20 protein-coding genes and 1 tRNA gene are annotated in these 19347 nt (G+C 35.5%); 10 read left to right on the top strand and 11 right to left on the bottom strand.

What is annotated here, in order from left to right; translation table 11 throughout:
* Nucleotides 1–17: 17 nt before the first annotated feature.
* From CYP28_RS03780 to CYP28_RS03735, 10 genes are all read left to right on the top strand, one after another.
* Entirely contained in the window at nucleotides 18–2087 is a 2070-nt protein-coding gene (locus CYP28_RS03780) for an ATP-dependent helicase (RefSeq protein WP_103593363.1), read from the top strand.
* Complete coding sequence (gene truB, locus CYP28_RS03775) at nucleotides 2084–2905, top strand: tRNA pseudouridine(55) synthase TruB (protein ID WP_103593132.1); 822 nt, start codon at nucleotides 2084–2086, stop codon at nucleotides 2903–2905. The genes CYP28_RS03780 and truB overlap by 4 nt, the downstream gene beginning before the upstream one ends.
* A complete protein-coding gene (gene csrA, locus CYP28_RS03770) occupies nucleotides 2899–3129 on the top strand; it encodes a carbon storage regulator CsrA (RefSeq protein WP_021090864.1) in 231 nt (76 codons plus the stop codon). Before truB ends, csrA begins: the two co-directional genes overlap by 7 nt.
* Nucleotides 3126–3869: a 4-(cytidine 5'-diphospho)-2-C-methyl-D-erythritol kinase gene (locus CYP28_RS03765; protein ID WP_103593131.1), complete on the top strand. Its 744-nt coding sequence runs from the start codon at nucleotides 3126–3128 to the stop codon at nucleotides 3867–3869. The genes csrA and CYP28_RS03765 overlap by 4 nt, the downstream gene beginning before the upstream one ends.
* A gap of 14 nt (nucleotides 3870–3883) precedes the next feature.
* Entirely contained in the window at nucleotides 3884–4336 is a 453-nt protein-coding gene (smpB, locus tag CYP28_RS03760) for an SsrA-binding protein SmpB (RefSeq protein WP_103593362.1), read from the top strand.
* An 8-nt stretch (nucleotides 4337–4344) separates the two neighbouring features.
* Nucleotides 4345–4941 carry a thioredoxin gene (locus CYP28_RS03755; protein WP_103593130.1) on the top strand — a complete coding sequence of 199 codons (597 nt, stop codon included), beginning with the start codon at nucleotides 4345–4347 and terminating at the stop codon, nucleotides 4939–4941.
* Between the two features lie 62 nt (nucleotides 4942–5003).
* On the top strand, nucleotides 5004–5438 hold the full coding sequence (gene flgB / locus CYP28_RS03750) for a flagellar basal body rod protein FlgB (protein ID WP_103593129.1): 435 nt from the start codon (nucleotides 5004–5006) through the stop codon (nucleotides 5436–5438).
* 8 nt (nucleotides 5439–5446) lie between these two features.
* Nucleotides 5447–5947, top strand: a complete 501-nt coding sequence (gene flgC, locus CYP28_RS03745; RefSeq protein WP_103593128.1) for a flagellar basal body rod protein FlgC — start codon at nucleotides 5447–5449, stop codon at nucleotides 5945–5947.
* On the top strand, nucleotides 5947–6240 hold the full coding sequence (gene fliE, locus CYP28_RS03740; RefSeq protein ID WP_021090507.1) for a flagellar hook-basal body complex protein FliE: 294 nt from the start codon (nucleotides 5947–5949) through the stop codon (nucleotides 6238–6240). Before flgC ends, fliE begins: the two co-directional genes overlap by 1 nt.
* A gap of 7 nt (nucleotides 6241–6247) precedes the next feature.
* Nucleotides 6248–8080, top strand: coding sequence for a peptidoglycan D,D-transpeptidase FtsI family protein (locus CYP28_RS03735; protein ID WP_103593361.1), 1833 nt, complete (start codon nucleotides 6248–6250; stop codon nucleotides 8078–8080).
* A gap of 122 nt (nucleotides 8081–8202) precedes the next feature.
* On the opposite strand, the gene CYP28_RS03730 is transcribed toward CYP28_RS03735, so the two are convergent.
* The 11 genes from CYP28_RS03730 to fusA form a co-directional block, all read right to left on the bottom strand.
* Nucleotides 8203–8703 (bottom strand): hypothetical protein, encoded by a 501-nt coding sequence (locus CYP28_RS03730; RefSeq protein ID WP_242047008.1) that lies wholly within the window; start codon nucleotides 8701–8703, stop codon nucleotides 8203–8205.
* 52 nt (nucleotides 8704–8755) lie between these two features.
* Nucleotides 8756–9187 carry a fatty-acid--CoA ligase gene (locus CYP28_RS03725; protein WP_103593127.1) on the bottom strand — a complete coding sequence of 144 codons (432 nt, stop codon included), beginning with the start codon at nucleotides 9185–9187 and terminating at the stop codon, nucleotides 8756–8758.
* Entirely contained in the window at nucleotides 9188–12283 is a 3096-nt protein-coding gene (ccsA, locus tag CYP28_RS03720) for a cytochrome c biogenesis protein CcsA (RefSeq protein ID WP_103593126.1), read from the bottom strand. It abuts the gene before it with no gap.
* A 45-nt stretch (nucleotides 12284–12328) separates the two neighbouring features.
* Entirely contained in the window at nucleotides 12329–12886 is a 558-nt protein-coding gene (locus CYP28_RS03715) for a c-type cytochrome (RefSeq protein WP_021090538.1), read from the bottom strand.
* Nucleotides 12887–12978: 92 nt separating this feature from the next.
* Nucleotides 12979–14253: an OprD family outer membrane porin gene (locus CYP28_RS03710; RefSeq protein ID WP_103593125.1), complete on the bottom strand. Its 1275-nt coding sequence runs from the start codon at nucleotides 14251–14253 to the stop codon at nucleotides 12979–12981.
* A gap of 249 nt (nucleotides 14254–14502) precedes the next feature.
* Nucleotides 14503–14940, bottom strand: coding sequence for a hypothetical protein (locus tag CYP28_RS03705; RefSeq protein WP_103593124.1), 438 nt, complete (start codon nucleotides 14938–14940; stop codon nucleotides 14503–14505).
* Nucleotides 14941–15072: 132 nt separating this feature from the next.
* Nucleotides 15073–15660, bottom strand: a complete 588-nt coding sequence (locus tag CYP28_RS03700; RefSeq protein ID WP_103593123.1) for a hydrogenase-4 component G — start codon at nucleotides 15658–15660, stop codon at nucleotides 15073–15075.
* 82 nt (nucleotides 15661–15742) lie between these two features.
* A complete protein-coding gene (locus CYP28_RS03695) occupies nucleotides 15743–16177 on the bottom strand; it encodes a Dps family protein (protein WP_021090517.1) in 435 nt (144 codons plus the stop codon).
* 150 nt (nucleotides 16178–16327) lie between these two features.
* Nucleotides 16328–16705, bottom strand: a complete 378-nt coding sequence (locus CYP28_RS03690) for a rhodanese-like domain-containing protein (RefSeq protein ID WP_103593122.1) — start codon at nucleotides 16703–16705, stop codon at nucleotides 16328–16330.
* Nucleotides 16706–17110: 405 nt separating this feature from the next.
* A tRNA-Arg gene (locus CYP28_RS03685) sits at nucleotides 17111–17187 on the bottom strand.
* A gap of 77 nt (nucleotides 17188–17264) precedes the next feature.
* Nucleotides 17265–19343 carry an elongation factor G gene (gene fusA, locus CYP28_RS03680; RefSeq protein ID WP_103593121.1) on the bottom strand — a complete coding sequence of 693 codons (2079 nt, stop codon included), beginning with the start codon at nucleotides 19341–19343 and terminating at the stop codon, nucleotides 17265–17267.
* Between the last annotated feature and the right edge of the window lie 4 nt (nucleotides 19344–19347).

Below are 19347 nucleotides of genomic sequence, written 5' to 3'. Positions count from 1 at the left end.
AATTTAAAAAGCAAAAAATGGAAAAATTACTATCAAATTTAAACGAATCTCAGCGCGAAGCAGCTACTCATATAGATGGTCCGATGCTCATACTTGCAGGAGCTGGCAGCGGCAAGACAAAGACGATCACTACTAGGCTTGCCTACCTCATCGGCGAGGTCGGTATAGATGCGGCAAATACACTAACTCTTACTTTTACAAACAAAGCCGCCAACGAGATGCGCAGTAGAGCCATGGCGATGCTAAGCCAAAGCGGCAAAAACTACTCGCCACTGCTTTGCACATTTCATAAATTCGGACTTTTATTTTTAAAGCTTTACATTGAAAAGCTTGGCAGAAAAAATAACTTCGTCATAATCGACACAGACGATAAAAAACGTATCATCAAAAGCTTTGAAAGTCCAGTCGCCACGGCGATTTTATCAAGTGAAATTTCAAACTATAAAAACTCACTTTTAAGCGTCGAAGAGGTCTATAAAAACGCAAATTTCTCGTCTTTCGATAAAAGCAAGGATAACTTTTACAAACAAGCAGCACAAATTTATGAAAAATATGAAGATTATCTCAAAACAAATAATCTTGTTGATTTTGACGATCTGCTCGGGCTTACTTATAAAATTTTAGACGAAAACGAAGATCTTGCTAGAGAGATTTCAAACCGATACAAATATATAATGGTCGATGAGTATCAAGATACAAACGACCTTCAATATAAACTGCTAAAAAAGCTCTGTCTATGCCACGAAAACATCTGCGTCGTAGGCGATGATGATCAAAGTATCTACGGCTGGCGCGGCGCGAAAATAGATAATATCTTAAATTTTAAAGATCAGTTTAAAGATGTAAAGATCATTAGACTTGAGAAAAACTACCGCTCAAGCGAGGCGATACTAAAGGCTGCAAACGAGCTGATAGACCACAACCGCAACCGCCTTGGTAAGAAGCTTGTAGGCACAAAAGGCGAAGGCGAGGCCGTAAATTTGATAGAGAGCTTTGATGAGAGCGTCGAGGCTGGCAAGATCGCAAAATGCATAAAAGAGCTTTTAAGTAAAGGCGTGCAGGCAAAAGATATCGCTATCTTATACCGCATAAATGCACTCTCTCGCTCGCTTGAAGATGGGCTAAACAAAGAGCAAATCGCTTATAAAATGGTCGGCGGCGTAAAATTTTACGAAAGGGCCGAGATCAAAGATATCATAAGTTATTTAAGACTGATAAACAATCCAAATGATGACTTCTCAATAAGACGCATTATCAACCGCCCAAAACGCGGCCTTGGTAAAGTAAGCCTTGATAAGCTTGAAAAGATGGCATTTGAGGGCAAAATTTCTATCTTTGAAGCGATCTCAAACATCTCTGATAACGACGAAGCCTTTAGCAAAAAGGTAAAATCAGCTCTTGTTGAGTTTGCAAACAACCTAAAAGAGCTTCAAGAAAGTAGCTCAGTTTTTGACCTAATAGATAAATTTGAAGCTAAATTTGGCGTGAAAAAATACTACGAGAGCCTGCCAGATGGCGCTGAAAGAGCGGCGAATATCGACGAGTTTTACGCTGTTTTAAAAGATCAGATCAAGCAAAATCCTAGCTTTGATCTGGAAGAGTTTTTAAACGAGATCACGCTAACAAGCGAGCAAGATGGCATCAGCGATGAGGCTATTAGCATTATGAGCGTGCATGCTAGCAAGGGTCTTGAGTTTGAGCACCTTTTTGTGATCGGTCTTGAAGAGGGATTTTTCCCACTCATCGGCGATGGCAGTGACATCGAAGAAGAACGCAGGCTTGCATACGTGGCGATAACAAGAGCCAAAAAAACACTTAGTCTAAGCTTTGCAAATTCGCGCTTTTACAAAGGTCAGCGCACAAGGCTAAATAAGAGTAGATTTTTAAGTGAGAGCGGTATCACGCATGGCTCGCTAGTCATCGAACAGAGTAATGAATTTAAAAAAGGCGACCTTGTTAAGCATAAAATTTTTGGTATCGGCAGGGTGAGCGCGGTTAGTAAGATCAAAAAAGAGTTTAAGCTGACCATAAATTTTGGTGGCAATGTAAGAGAGATAATGTCAAGCTTCGTGGAAAAGGCCGTATGAACGCCATTTTCGTGGCAAATAAGCCAGCTGGCATGAGCTCAAACCACTTTTTAGGACGACTAAAGAGAAAATATAGCGTTAAAAAAGCTGGATTTTCAGGCACACTTGATCCATTCGCTAGCGGCTGCTTAATAGTCGCTTTTGGCTCATATACGAAATTTTTTAGATTTTTAGATAAAAGTCCAAAAGTCTATGAAACTACGATCTGGCTTGGGGCGAGTAGTCCTAGCATGGACAATGAAAATATCACTGAAATTTCAAATGTAAAAGAGATAAATTTAGAAAAACTTGAAGCCATAAGAGGCGAGCTGACTGGCAGAATAAGCTACATCCCGCCAAAATTTAGCGCCAAGCACATAAATGGTACAAGAGCCTACAAGCTAGCTAGAAACGGCGAAGAATTTGAGCTAAAGACAGAAACGATGGAAATTTTTGATAGCCAAATTTTAAACTATTCGCACCCATTTTTAACCATTCGTCTAAGCGTAAGCGAAGGAAGTTATATCCGTTCGTATGCAGAAATTTTTGGAAAAAAGCTTGGTTATAATGTAACTTTAAGCTCATTAAAAAGGATAAGTGAAGGTAAATTTTGCTACGAAAATGAAAAATTTTTGAATATTTGTGATTTTTTAAATATTCAGGAAAATACATACTTTGGGGATATAAATGATATTCTTGATGGTAAGAAATTAAAAATTAACGATTTTGAAACACAAAAGCAAGGAATTTATTTGCTAAATTATGATAAATTTATGAGCGTAATCCAAATCACGGATGATACTATAAATTACACTCTAAATAAGGTTGAAAAATGTTAATCCTAGCAAGAAAAGAAAATGAAGAAATTTTAATAGGAAATGACATAAAAGTTGTCATAGTAAATATTTCAAAAAATACTGTTAAACTCGGTATCGAAGCGCCACGAAATACAATGATACTAAGAAGTGAACTAGCAAACGATATCAAAAACGAAAATATCCATGCCACAAAAACTGCAAGTGAAGCCGATATCCACGAGCTAGCTAAAAAAATCGAGAAATGAAAAGCTTTGCAAAGATAAATATATTTTTAAAGATAGTTGGTACTAGAGGCAACTACCACGAAATTTTATCGCGCTTTATCCTCTGTGAGCAGCTTTTTGATGAAATTTATTTTAAAAAGTCAGATTCTTTTGCCATAGAATGCAACAACCACGATATAAAAGATAACATCATTCAAAAAGCGATAGATGAGCTAAAAAGAGCCGGCTTTTCAAACGAGCTCGACGAGTTTTTTAGCTCTCATAAAATCATCATCAATAAAAATATCCCAATTGGTGCGGGTCTTGGTGGAGGTAGTTCAAACGCTGCCACCTTTTTGCTAATGGTAAATGACGAACTAAATTTAAATATAAAACATGAAAATTTGATGCAAATAGCGTCTAAAATCGGCGCAGATGTAGCTTTTTTTGTAAGTGGCTACAAGGCAGCAAATGTAAGCGGCATAGGCGAGATCATAGAAGAATTTGATGACGAAGTGCCAAATTTAAATATCTTCACGCCAAATATTTTTTGCTCCACGCCGATGGTTTATCAAGAATTTAGAAGCAATTTCTTACAATACATAGACGTTAATGCTGCAAAAAAGATGCAAAATTTAAAGAGCAAAGAGCTAGTTGAAATTTATAAAAACGAGGAGCTAAACGATCTTTTTGCCCCATGCTTTAAGCTCTATCCACAAATGAATGAGTTTAAAGATAAATTTCTAAGTGGTAGCGGCAGTAGCGTATTTAGCGTAAAATAAAAGGTAAAATTTTGATAAAAGATCTAGCAAAAAACAAAAAAGCTTTGCATGACTTTAGCATACTTGAAACCTTCGAGGCTGGCATTGTATTAAAAGGCAGCGAAGTCAAAGCATTAAGGGCTGGTAGAGCAAATTTAAAAGATAGCTTTGTGCGCGTCATAAAGGGTGAACTTTTCTTACTAAACGCCCACATTAGCTATCTTGAGACTACACATAGCGCATTTCGTCCAAATGAGCGAGCAGCCAGAAAACTTTTGATGCATAGAAAACAGATCGATAAAATTTTCGGTCAAGTCTCACAAGATGGACTAGCATTAGTTGTTTTGGCACTTTATCTAAGTGATAAAAACATTGTAAAAGCAAGACTTGCCCTTGCAAAAGGTAAAAATTTACACGACAAGCGTGAGACTTTAAAAAGACGTGAGGCAGACAAAGAGGCAAGAGCTGCCATAAAAAGATATATTTAAGGGATAAGATGAAAAATGTACTTGTTTTAATAATCGCTTTATTTTCTTTTTTTGGTTGTGGTGACGATGAGAGCAGTAGTGTAAATTTTAAAGAATTTAGTCCAAATGAAGAGGTTAAGCTTGTAGATGTAAGCGGTAAGGAGTTTACTTTAGTTAGAAAAGATCACGGCTTTGCTATCAAAAATGATGAAAATAAAGTTTTAATGATCGACATTTTTGGTACATTTTGTCCGCCTTGTCAAAAAGAGGCAGCTGAGCTTACAAAATATCAGCTTGAAAACAAAGATAAATTTACACTAATTGGGCTAACTCATTTTGAAAATGTCACAAATGAGTATGTTTTGCACGAATTTATGCAAAAATTTAATGCCTACTACTTCATAACAAACGATCAAAAGATAAATGACAGACTTGCCGAGCAAATCGTAAGAGACATCGAATATAAACACGAGATCGCACTACCTTTTAAGGTCGTGATAAAAAATGGCGAATATCAAATTTTAACAGACGTAGATAGCGGACAATACGGGGTAAAATACTATCTTGGTGGTATAAAAGTCACAAAAATGAAAGAAGATCTGGCAAAAATTTATGAGACAAAATAAATTTGCCCTATATTTGGAACATCGTTTGCTTATAAAAATGTGAAATTTCATAAGGATTTTAAATGTTTGTTTTAGATAAATCAAAATCTAGCCCACTTGTTGAATCAGCTCTTGCAGGTAGAGAGTTGCGTCAAAAACTAATCTCTGGTAATCTTGCAAACGTTGATACACCATTTTATAAAGCTAGAGATATAAGATTTGAAGATGTTTTAAAAGAAAAAGCAAATGAAATTTATAACACTTCAAGCCCAAAAAAGCTACAGCTTGCTAAGACAAACGAAGCGCATATGGCTGCGGTTGATTTTCCAAAAAGCGACACAGCTCAAATTTTCTTGCGTGACGGTCACATGGCTAGAAACGACGCAAACACAGTCGATCTTGATGTTGAGACAACAGAAATGGGTAAAAACACAGTTATGATAAACGCCCTTGATAACGCCTACAAGGCTCAAAGCAATATCTTTAAAAGCGTAATAGACGCAAGTGCTAAGAACTAGGAGAGACGATGTCATACTTAAATGATTTTGATATTAGCGGATACGGACTAAGCGCGCAACGCTTCAGGATGAACGTCATTAGCTCAAACATAGCAAACGCTCAAACCACAAGAACTACTGAAGGTGGTCCATATAGAAGGCAAGAGGTCATCTTTAAAGAGATGAACTTTGATAAAATTTTAAACGATCAGCTTAAAAACTCACAAAGTCTACTCGAGTATGAAAATCCGCTTGACGATCCAAGCTCACCAAGAAATGCTCACCCTGCCCTAACTAGTGTGATTGTGGATAAAGTGGTGCGTGACGATAAGGACTTTCAGCTAAAATATGACCCGAGCCATCCAGATGCAAATGTAAATGGCTACGTCGCATTTCCAAATATAAATCCGGTTATTGAGATGTCTGACCTACTTGAAGCAACAAGGGCTTATCAAGCAAACGTGGCAGCCTTTCAAAATGCAAAAACAATAGCACAAAGTGCGATATCACTTATTTCAGGACAAGCATAATGATAAATAGTATAAATTTAGACAAAATAAATAAAAATGAAAATTCAAATAAAATAGCGAAAGCAGGCGAAGAAGGCGGCTTCGAAAATGCTCTAAACGACTCTTTAAAAGAGCTAAACAAGGTTCAAATAAACGCTGATAAAGCCATAGCTGATCTTGCAACTGGCGAGGTAAAAGATCTTCACCAAGCTGCTATTGCGATAGGCAAAGCAGAGACTAGCATGAAGCTTATGCTAGAAATTCGCAACAAAGCACTAAGTGCTTATAAAGAAATTTCTAGAACACAAATTTAAGTCATTAATGAATTCCAGAAAATCAAAAATAACCATACTTTTTTTATTAATTACTTTTGGAATTTCAATATTTGTACTTGTTATATTTTATAGAGCGAGCATCGAAAGAAGACTCCCCAAGCTTCAAACAAGCGACATAAATACAGCAATTCGCGGCAACATCGTCACAAAAGATGGCTTTAGCATCTCTTCAAGCCAAAAGCTCTACAAAGTAATGCTTGATACTAGAAATATTGATCCTAATAAAAAAGAGATGTTTATCAAGCTATATTCGCTTTACAGCGGCGACGATCCAAACAAAGTAAGAAAGATTATAAATGGCACAAAAGGTATCGTTACGCTCTCATATAGCATTGATGCAAAGGGTGCTACCTACCTTCAAGAGCTCTCAAGAAAGCTAAATCGCAAGAGCATTTTGGTTTCATACCTTGATCCAAAAACAGGCCTTGCTTCATTTCAGGGCATGAGAGTAATGGAGAGTGGCCAAAATCGTAAATTTATGTCAAAAGATGCTCTCACACCAGCTATTGGCTATGTGAGCAAAACTGAAAGTGATGCACTTACAAAAAGTAAAGGTGTAAAAGGTCTTGAGAGATATTATGAAGATTATCTAGCTCCTATACAAAATGCAAAAATTTTAGGGCCTCGCGATATTGGAAATAATATCATTTTAACAAGTGACTCAAATTTAGCAACAAGGGTCGATGGCTACAATGCGGTGCTTTCTATACCGCTAAAATTTCAGACCAAACTAGAGCAAATTTTAGATGAAAAGCGTGAATTTCTAGATGCAAAAGAGCTAGTTATATGCATAATGAATAGCAAAAATGGAGAAATTTTAGCCCTAGCTTCTAGCTCAAGATATGATCCTTCAAACATAAGAAAGCAAGATTATAGCGCTCTAAATTCGACCGTTAGTGAATATGCTTATGAAGTTGGCTCGGTTTTTAAGCCATTTATATTTTCCATCTTACTTCAAGAGAAGAAAGTAAATCCATTTGAGCTTGTAAATACCTATAATGGCCGATACCAACTTGGCAAAAGGATAATCAAAGATACCCATCCGGAGCCTTTTATGAGTGCTGAAGATATAATCGTGCACAGTTCAAACATCGGCATGATTCAGCTTGTTGAGCGACTAAATGGGCCACAAATTTATCAAGGGCTTTTAAATTTTGGCTTTTCAAGAAAAACTGGCATAGATCTACCTTATGAGCAAGTAGGTATGATGCCAACAGTTACAAAGCTAAACTCATCGACATATAAGGCGACTGTGAGCTACGGATACGGCTTGCAAGCTACATTTATGCAGCTTTTAAAAGCCTATAACACATTTAATAATAAAGGCATTGAAGTTACTCCTCACATGGTTGCCTACTTAGAGAGAAATGGAAAAAGATACGATTTGCCAAAGTCCGAGCCAGCTCAAGTTATATCACAAGAAACCGCAAAGATAATGAAGAGAATTTTAATAAAAACGGTTGAAAAAGGTACTGGACTAAAAGCCTTTACGCCAGGGCTTGAGATAGGTGGCAAGACTGGAACTGCACACATTGCCTCAGGTAGTGGTGGATACAGCAATACCTACAATGGCTCATTTTTTGGCTTTGTAAATGACACAAGAGGCAATAGCTACACAATAGGCGTTTTAGCAAGGGATCCTAAAAGACCTTACTACTACTTCGGTGCTCAAAGTGCCTTGCCTATGTTTAAAAAGGCAGTTGATCTGATGATTGAGGATGGATATTTATTTCCTGATGCAAATGTAATAGCTGAGTTTGAAGCCAAAAAAGATAAACTTAAAAACGATAAGACAAAACAAAAGCCTGCTTTGGACTAAAATTTTAAAAACGAGAAAGATATAAAAACCAAGCAAAAGCTAAATCTAAAATTTTCTTTTATTTTTATTGATTCTAATAAATTTCTCTAATCGCAAAGTCTTTAATGCTCTTAAAATACTTTTTAGCTTCTAATAGCAATTAAATTATAAATAGAAAATCTAAACTGATCAAAAAGATTTAAGCCCTTAATATTTTTAGAAGTTATCTCTTTGTCATCTTTGTAGTTTTTTCCGCCTAGAAAGAGCAGATAAATAAGCGGGGTAACATAATTAAATCTTAAAAAAAGCGCTACAATGCAATGAAAAAAGCCGTGATTATATTTGATACAAGCATAAAAACCATAAATTACATAAGCTATCATTAGAATCAAAAAAGCATAGAATACAAAGCTTAAACCAGTATAATCTGAAATATTTAAAAAGCTACAAACTAAAATAAAAGTACCTACCAAAGTAGGCAATATAATGATTGGAAAAATTAGATGAAGTCCAATTAGGTCAAATTTACTCGCATAAACTTTTATATTATATCTACCTACAGGAATTATCAAAAATATAGGCAGTACGATTGAAAAGAAAATAAGAAATATCACGTACATAGAATCAAAATCATAAGAGCTCATTTTTATACCAAATTTAATTTTAAGATATTTAACTACACTTTTTTAAATAAATTTATCTACGATTTTTGCGATTTTCTATGCCGATTTTCTCACTCTCTTCTATTTCGACAATGTAGCTTGGATTTTTCTTTTTAGCCTCTTTGTCTAAAAAACTAATGAGCTTCGCATCAGAATTTTTATGAGAGCAGATCAAAATTATGAAATTTATATAGTTGTTTGCCTCTTTTGGCATGACTTGGTTATTCTTAGCTGGTATACTAAAATTTCCTACAAAGATTTGAATAAGTTCGAAAAGCTCGTTTTTACTTAGGCTATTATCACCGGCAAGCTTTTCAAGCTTTTCGATCGTTATCTCTTCTTTTTCTAATGCAAGGTCTTTTATTTCGGCGCTATAATCTCTATTTCTTAAAAGTAAATAGATTAACGCGCAAATTGCAATTAATAGCAATACAATAAAGAAAACTATTAGACCTTTTATTAGCATCTAAAGCCTTGAGCAAAGTGATCGCTTTGTAAATGCTAAAACACTCATAAGTACCATTATTACGATACTAATCCAGACAAAATCAGGCACTGGTAATGGATCGCCAGCTGCATACGAATGCATGCCAGCTAAATAAAAATTTACACCAAAATAAGTCATAATAATCGACCAATAAGCAAAAAATGAAGCCACCGCAAATGCATACTGGTTATTTAGCTTTGGAATAAATCTTATATGAAGAACTGCGGCATAAACAAGTATCGAAACTAGCGCCCAAGTCTCCTTGCTGTCCCAGCCCCAATATCTACCCCAGCTCTCGTTCGCCCAGACACCGCCTAGGAAATTTCCAAGAGTAAGCAAGCTAAGTCCTAGTATCATAGCCATCTCATTTATACGGGTAGCTTCGAGGATATTGCGAGAAATTTCTGGATTTGGCTTTTTCTTATTTTGTAAAATGATAAGCAATAGTGTAAAGCCACCAAGTAACGCGCAAAGCCCTAAAAATCCATAACTTGCAGTAATGACAGAAACGTGTATTGTTAGCCAGTAGCTTTGAAGCACTGGCACAAGTGTAGTGATCTGTGGATCCATCCAGCTAAGGTGCGCAACAAACAATGTAACACCAGCCAATATTGACGTAAGAGCAAGAGCGATAGGGCTACGTTTTGCAAAGACGATACCAGAAAATCCTAGAGCCCAAGCGATATAGACCATCGATTCATAAGCGTTACTCCAAGGCGCATGCTCAGCAATGTACCAACGAAGTCCAAGTCCGACAGTATGAGCAAGAAAAGCTAGTAAATTTATAATGTATACAACTCTTACGATACCATTTATCTGAACTTTTGGGGCTAGCATTTTAACAAAAACAAAAAATAAAAGCGCAAGGCCAGCCAAAAGATAAACCGGTGTCAATCGCTCAAAAATTTGAATTTTATTAAACAAAATTTCTATATTTATCTTTTCTTCACTTGGTATTACAGTAGAGCCGTACTTTTGCTGATAGGCTGAAATTTTATCAAGTGCGGCATCAGCCTTGCTCCAATCACTATCTTTTGTTGCTGCATCAACTGCTGCAAAATACTCTCTCATCATATTAATGACTAGATCGGCCTCCTTAGGCGGAAAGTACATCATTGCACTAGCAGGCGAATACCAAGAGTTTGATGGGTCATCTTGTTTTGGAAAAATTTTAAAAATTTCACCAATAAATATCATATAAAAAACATTCAATCTCTCGTCGATCTTTATCACATCTTTATCAAATGTACTGCGTGATCCAGGATGCTTACGATTAGCAATTTCGGCAAATTTTGTGAGTTTATATTCACTTCCACCATCTTTTGTAGCTCTAAAAAAATCATTAAAACTTGCATACTTTGCATTTTCATCTATACCAAGCTCTTTTTTTAGCTCCTTACTTTGTCCAAGTGAGATAATTTTTTCATTTCGCCAAAAATCAGGCGTTACCATTATTGAAAGCATCGCTTGATTCGAGTTCAGGCTATTTATATTCTCGCTTCTATGTATTTTATTTAAAATTTCTTTGCTAAGAGTGTCAAATGGCTTCATTCTACCATCTGAGCTTTGCACAATAAGCCTAGAAAGCTTTTGTGTGTGCTCTTTGCTGATATTAGGCAAAAAGTCTTCAGCCTTTAATGAGCTAAAATTTAAACTTAAAAGCATAATGGCAATGATAGCAACAACCTTTTTACCACCTTTTGTTGATTCATTATCGATTAACTTAGCTAGTTTTCTAAAACGACTACCAGGATTTACAACATTTAACACAAAGCCAAGTCCAAGCAAAAAGTAGCCGATATAAGTTGGTATCTTGCCTGGATCTTTATTTACAGAGAGAATGGTTCCTTTTTCATCTGTATCGTATGAACTTTGGAAGAATCTATAACCATCATAGTCAAGCACATGATTCATATAAATTTTATAGTCAAGCCCTGACATGTTTGTATCATCTTTTACAATAACTTCACTTGAATAGCTCATAGGCGAATTTGAGCCGGGATATCTTTTAAGCTCAAAGTCTTTTAAGTATAGGCTAAACGGAAGTTTAACTTGCTGCGCACCCCATGAAGCATTAAATTTTTGTCCAGCCACAGCTAAACGTGAAGGCTCTGTTAGGTTATAAAAAATATGCATCTCTTTACTCTCGCCTTTATAATTTAATTCAGCTATTAAGGCGTTAAATTCGCTATCTTTTGTACTAACTAGCTTTCTTGAGGCATGAGTCGAAACTAATCTTGGAGCAAAATTTATATTTGAAATAGTATAAAGACTACCCATGCCAAATTCATTTACGCTACCAGCTTTTAACTCAGTTTTTGAGCTATCACTCATTGTAAATTTTGAAAGATCAGTATTTGAAGTAACTGTGAAATTTCCGTCCACTAATTTAAAAAGTACATATTTTTTACTCTCGTCTGGCTTAGCATTAAAGATAAAACTAATATCTGCAACTCTTGCTTCCTCTTCTTCTAATAAGAAGATTTCTTCACTTTCACTCTCGTTTGAAACCACAAATTCCACTACTGGTTGCCCGTTTTTATCATTCACAAACTTATAACTTGCATTTGGCACAAATTCTTTAAATTTTAAATTAGCTTCATTATCTGCTATTTTTAGCTTTAGATCAAAACCTTTTTTTGCATCAGAAATTCCTAGTGGCAAAGCAGCGTTTATCTCTTCTCCATTATCGTTTAATGCAGTTAAATTTAAATAGGATATTTTTGTCGTAACGATATTTGACTGAGTTTTTTCTCTTATATGCATATCAGCCTCAAAGCCAAGATATCTTGTTATGCCAGCACCGATTAAGATAACGATAAAACCAAGGTGGAAGATAAGCGAAGGAAGTTTTTTGGGATCGATTAAGTTATATCTAAAGATATTATAGGTCAAATTTATACCAAGAAGTAGTTGGATGAGCGCAAACCAGCTGGCACCATAAACATAGTACCATGCAGCTTCTGTGCTAGTTTTACTTTCTATTATCGTAGCGGCTCCGCTAGCTATGGCAAAGATTATCATCAAAATGATAGCTGAGCCCATACTTAAAAATAATGATTTTGGATTTAACATCTGCTTCCTTTTATTTATATTATGACAAAGCTATCAAAGTAAAACTTATCTTAAATAACTGCCTTGCTTTGTTTGAGTAGAGACTGGTTTGTTTTCATTTGCATCTTGTTCAGCAAATGCATCTTTGCCTTTTAGATAGGCAAGAATCGCGCCAAGATCATTATTTGAAAGAATTTTAGCTTGGTTTTGCATTACATTTTTGCCGCTTCCGCCAAAACTTGAGTCACTTCTATAAGAGATGATGCTATCTTCAATATCTTTAGCGTCCATATTTTTTAGAGGTGTTGAACCAAATGGCCTTTTATCAGCATTCTCGCCATGACAGCTAGCACATTGCTTTTCATAAAGCTCCTTACCTAAAGAAACACTATATCTGCCCTTTCTATCAACGCCTAATTTTAAAATTCTATTATCTTTATAGCGTCTTGGATCTTCATCGACATAGACATTTACTTTTTCATTTCTATCATTAGCCTGCTTTTTTGCCATTTCGGCAAGTTCTTTACCAAACTCACCACGAGCTTCTATATAGTAGACTTGTGAAGCTGCAAAGGCATTTGCCACCAAAAAACACGCCAAAAAAGAAATTTTAATACTTTTCATAATTTTCCTTGAAATTTTGCTCTAAATTTAAAAATCCCGGATCAGATTGCTCCGACCCGGGATTATATCATAAGTTGATTAATGAGCTACGATTAGAATGAGTATTTAGCCTCAAATCTGAATTGATCTTCTTTGTTTTTAGCCTCATCAGCAAATTTTGAAGTTTTGAATGCATAGTATGAGCTAAATGTTAGCTTTTTGCTATATTCATATGCAAATCTTGGGGTAACCTCTTCAACTTTTTCTTTACCATTTTCGCCAGCAGCTGAAGCATGTTTAATGTGACCTTTTATATAATCAACACCAACTGTAAATTTATCAAATGTATATCCAGCTGTTCCATATACTAGGTTTGCTTTTCCATCAGCCCAAGTTGGATCAAGTGTAAGCTCACCAACATCTATTAGACTACCTTTATCCTCAAAAGCAAATGATGTTACGCCTTTATTATCAACTTTCCAACCCATATAACCAGCTCTCAAATCAAAGCCGAATAATGAAGCTGTAAGTTCGCCAGCATAGAAGTTGCCATCATTATAGTTTGCAACGCCATTAGATTCACTTATAGCTTTAAAAAGATGTGCTTTTGCACTTTTATCTACAGTAGTATTTATATAGTTAACTCTACCACCTAAGCTAACATCATCATTAATAGCAAAATTTGCTGAAACATCAGCTGCAAGTAGGTCAGCTAGATTTGTTAAGCTAGCATACCATAGTTGGAAATTGATAGGGTCATATGAACCAGCGATGCCAGCTGCATATAGATTACCTGCATCATAATCATTTAAATTATTTGTAATTTCATACAACTCGCCATCACTTTCAACACTATCACCCTCAATTGCGTCAAAAGCTAGAGCTGTTAGAGTAAGTCCTTCAATATCTTCATTTACTACTCTTACACCAGTACCAATAGCATCATCTGTAAAGAATGAGCCGATCTCTTGTTTGCCAGCTGTTATAGTAGTGTTTCCAGCTTTATAACCAAGATAGAACTGATGAACTCTAAATGGCTCAGTTGTATTAGTTTTATCTGTGCCAAATCCTTTACTACCTTGATCATTTTGAGTATTATCACCAGAATTATCAGTAGCGTTATATCTTAAACCAATAACGCCAAAGAAGTTATCATCAATTGCAGCTTTAAAATTTGCTACAGCTTTAAATTGATGACCAGCCTTTGAGCCAGACTCTGATTTTGTATTAGAAAACTCACCGTGTTTTTTATCGTTTGTATATCTATATCTTGCAAATCCTGAAAGATCTACATTTTTTATAGCTTCTTCAAGTGGAGTAGCACTTGCTACGCTTGAAAATGCACCTAAAGCAACCAAAGCGGCTAAACTAATTTTTGTTAGTTTCATTTTTTCTCCTTTTAAGGTTTTGTGCTGACGATTATAATCAATAAAATTTAACATGAAGCTTAAAATTTTTAATTTCAGTTACCGATCGTTTACCGTAATTAATCAGAAATAGGTAAAAGTTGATAATTTTAAATAAAATAAGGACAAAATTTTAAAGGAGTAAAAAGGGGCTGTTGATTCGCCCCTTAAAAGGAGTTCTAGTTTTGATTGCTGTTGAAATTATATAAGCAAGCAGTAAATCAACGGTAATTAAAAAGAAATTTTTTCCTCTTTTGGCACTTCGATATTTGTTTTTACATTTTTTCTTTTAATAATCACTTCATTTTGCGGCTTTTTTATACCATTATATAAGCCACTAGAGCCACCCTCTTTTATAAGAAGCATATCTATAAGTTTATCTGCATAAAAGGTCGCATAGACCAAGTCACCTTTATCATAATAGTATCTATTTGCACAAAAATTTGCTTTATTGAGTTTGTGATTTTTTGTATCGCTCGCCACTATTTCATAGCAGTATTTTGAATCTTTATAAGTAACCTCTTTTATAAAACCTTTAATCGAGCTTTTTGCTGGTGTATTTTGCATGACCTGTCTTGGCTGTTTTCGCACTGGTGGGTTATCCTCAAAAAATGAGCAACCCAAAAACATGATAGCAGTTGCCAGTGGAAGTAAAATTTTAGCTTTCATCTCTTCTCCTTAGTGTAAAACGGCGAAGTATAACTTTTAAGATTAAATAAATTTTGTGGAAAATTAAAGGCTCGTATCTAAATTTATATGCAAATCATATAAATTTATCTTAGGCGAGCCTGCCTAAGATAGTTAAGCTGAAACATTTAAAACGTTACCGCCAAGCTCGGCGATCTTTTTATCAAGACTCTCAAGGGTCTTTTCAATAGTCTTTTGAGAAATTTCAGGAAGCTCACCTCCCCAAATTTTCTTCGCATCCTCAAAACCCTTTGCCACACCCTCTCTACCAGCTTTTAGTTTTTCCACGTCATCGCCTGCACCATTTAGCACAAAGCTAGCTATCCTATCAGCCGTATTTGCGATACCAAAAAATCCATTCTCGCTGATAAGATCATTTGCCTCGTCACTACTTAGCTCGTTTAAAGATTTACCGTTATAGCCGATACTTGCAAGATCAAGTCCTGATAAAATTTCTGATAAATTTTTAGGCGTATTAAAGCTTAAGCCACCTTGAGCTAATAAATTTGAACTGCTACTTTTAACGATCTCTTTTTGATACTGCAAAAAGTAGATATTTGAAATGTCTTTGGTTGTTAAATTTGTAATTTCAGACTCTTTTTTGGAGATATCCTTTTCATCTTTATGAAGTGAAATTTCTGATTTTACATTTTCTTTTAGGCTTGAACTATTATATGAGTTTGCGATTTGAGAAATTTTCATTTTGGCTCCTTAAAATTTATAAAATCAATATCGCCAAAAAGTAGAATTTATTTAGATAAAGCGGGAAAACTCCCGCTAGCAGTTATTTACTAAGTGTTGCGTTTAGCATCCAGATCGCTTTTTCAAATTTTGCGATTTGATCTTGTGCATACATTTGAGTTGTTGTATCGCCTTCTGCAAGCTCGTCAAGCTTTTTAAACTCACCCAAAAGGTGCTTATAATCAGCCAAGACAATCTCTAAAACCTCAGTTGGAGTGTAAATTTCCTTTGGCTCGTGTTTGATATGAGTAACTTTTGCTAACTCCTCAGCCTTGACGATAGGTCTGCCACCAAGCATAAGAGCTCTCTCAGCTGCATCGTCAAATATCTCACTCATATCTTCATAAGCTTTTTCTGTGTATTCATGAACGCTAAAAAATTGAATACCTTTTACATTCCAGTGAAGGTCGTGAAATTTAATATAAAGTGCATTTGCATCAGCCTGAATAACATTTAACTGTAAAATAACTTTTGACATTTTGTCTCCTTTTTTATTATAAATATGATGAAATTATATATAGCTAGAGTTAATCGGTGGTTAATCAAATAATAAATTTTATTATTTGATATAAAATTTGACTACAAAATAAATTTATCTTGTAGTCAATGTAGGATCACAAAAATTTATCTATTTTTTATAAAGTGTAGTTTTGTAGCCTTGCTCGATCAAACTGCTCATACCTCCATCTAAATTTATTATCTTAAGATCTGAGCTATCTATTGCTGCAGCTGCTGCTGTGCTTCTTCTGCCACTTCTGCAAACAAGAGCAATAGGTTTTTTGATATCAACTGCCTTTGAAAGCTCCTCTAAAAATGCACTCTTATCGTTTGGATTAAAAGTTATAGTCTTTGCACCTGCGATAACGCCAGTCTCTTGCCACTCAGATGGGGTTCTTATATCGATAATCTGATCATATTTTTTGATCTCATCTGGGCTTATATTAACGGTTTTAACATCAGCCGACAACATACAACAAACAGCTCCTAAAAGTAAAATTTTTTTCATCTACTCTCCTTAAATAAATTTTTGAAATGTTAGCACAGATTATTAAATATATAAAAATTTTTGTTGATAAAATTTATTAGTTTAGATAAAAATTAATAATATAACGTGTTGATAAAGAAAGCTAAACCCACTACGAATGCATATATAGATAAACCAAAAAATATAGCTGCTTACCATTACACATATTTTATAAAAATTTTTCTTTGATTTTAGTGATCTTATTTGCATATCACTTATGATCTTATTCTTAAAAGTTTATTCTTTTTATTTTTCCCTTAACCTGTGTTATGCCGATCTTTATAAGAATATTTTTTATAAATTGCTATATCTTATTATACGTTTTAGTATATTTTAAAAACACTTGTTTGAGCACTTTATATTTTACAAAAATGATTGCATGATGGATGGTGTCCCCAACAGGGTTCGAACCTGTGGCCTTAGAATTAGGAATTCTACGCTCTATCCAGCTGAGCTATGAGGACAATTCATATATTTTGTAGATAGACTTTATAAGAATTTAATTTTTAAAGGACAGATTACTCTGCCCTTCTTTGGTTAATTAGCCATTTCTCTTTTTAATAATCTCTTCACTTACATTTTTAGGAACTTCCTCGTAGTGATCAAATTCCATTGAGTAAGTCGCACGACCTTGAGTCATTGAGCGAAGATCTGTTGAGTAGCCAAACATTTGAGCAAGTGGACAATAAGCAGCAATGATTTTTATACCATTTCTATCATCCATTGAATTTACTTGACCACGGCGCTTATTAAGGTCACCGATAACATCGCCCATATACTCTTCTGGAGTCTCAACTTCAACTTTCATCATAGGCTCAAGGATAACCGCACCTGCTTTTCTAGCGCCCTCTTTAAAGCCCATAGAAGCAGCAAGTTTAAATGCCATTTCAGATGAGTCAACTTCGTGGTAGCTACCATCAAAAAGTGTAACTTTAACATCTTCAACTGGATATCCAGCAAGAACACCGCTTTGAAGCGCTTCTTTACAACCTTTTTCAACAGCTGGGATATACTCTTTTGGAACAACACCACCTTTGATGTCATTAACGAATTCAAATCCGCTAGCAGCTGGAAGTGGCTCGATGCGTAAGAATACGTGACCGTATTGACCACGACCACCTGATTGTTTAGCATACTTGTACTCTTGCTCAACTGCCTTACGGATAGTTTCGCGGTATGCAACTTGTGGCTGACCAACTTCAGCATCAACTTTAAATTCACGAAGCATACGATCAACAATGATCTCAAGGTGAAGCTCACCCATACCACTAATGATAGTTTGTCCGCTCTCTTCATCAGTGCTAACTCTAAAGCTTGGATCTTCTTGAGCTAGTTTTTGAAGAGCGATCGCCATTTTTTCTTGATCTGCTTTTGTTTTTGGCTCAACCGCGACACTGATAACTGGCTCTGGGAAGTCCATTCTCTCAAGGATAACTTTATCTTTTTCACTTGCAAGAGTATCGCCAGTTAGGGTATTTTTTAGACCAACAACAGCACCGATTTCACCAGCGAAAAGCTCAGTAATCTCTTCACGTTTATTTGAGTGCATTTTTAGCAAGCGACCGATTCTCTCTTTACTATCTTGAACGGTATTATAAGCATAGCTACCACTTTCCAAGCTTCCTCTATAAACACGAATAAATGTTAGCTGTCCGACAAATGGGTCAGTCATGATCTTAAATGCAAGAGCTGCAAATTCACCATTATCAGTGCTTTCAACAGTTACTTCGGTGCCATCTTCATATACACCCTTAATAGCTTCAATTTCATCTGGAGCCGGCAAGTAATCAACAACAGCATCAAGCAGAGGTTGAATTCCTTTGTTTTTAAACGCAGTTCCACAAAGCATAGGTGTGATAGTCATTCTCAAGCAGCCTGCTTTTATACCTTTTTTGATCTCTTCTTCACTTAGCTCTTCACCAGCAAAAAATTTCTCCATCAAGCTATCATCTGTCTCTGAAACTGCTTCGATTAGTTTCGCGCGATATTCTTCTGCTTTATCTTTAACTTCAGCTGGAATTTCTTCTTCAACATAGTCAGTTGGCTTTTTCTCATCATTCCAAACGTAAGCTTTCATTCTTACAAGGTCAACCACACCTCTAAAGTTATCCTCAGAGCCTATAGGAATTTGAATAGGTATTGGGTTTGCTTTTAGTCTTTCCCTAATCTGCTCTTCAACTCTAAAAAAATTTGCACCGATTCTATCCATTTTATTAACAAAAACGATTCTTGGTACGTGATATTTATTTGCTTGTCTCCAAACGGTTTCTGATTGTGGTTGAACACCACCAACAGAACAAAATACTGAAACAGCACCGTCAAGAACACGCATAGAACGCTCAACTTCGATAGTAAAGTCAACGTGTCCCGGAGTGTCAATTAGGTTTATTTGATGACCCTTCCAAAATGCCGTAGTTGCAGCCGAAGTAATAGTAATACCACGCTCTTTTTCTTGCTCCATCCAGTCCATGGTAGCAGCACCATCATGAACCTCACCTATTTTATGGCTCATACCAGTAAAGAATAAAATTCTCTCACTAGTAGTTGTCTTTCCAGCATCAATGTGAGCCGCAATACCGATATTTCTTACCTTATGTAAAGGCGTTTTTCTCTCTGCCATACTA

Source organism: Campylobacter concisus, assembly GCF_002914195.1.
Lineage (GTDB): Bacteria > Campylobacterota > Campylobacteria > Campylobacterales > Campylobacteraceae > Campylobacter_A > Campylobacter_A concisus_M.
This window is presented reverse-complemented; position numbering and strand designations above follow the sequence as displayed.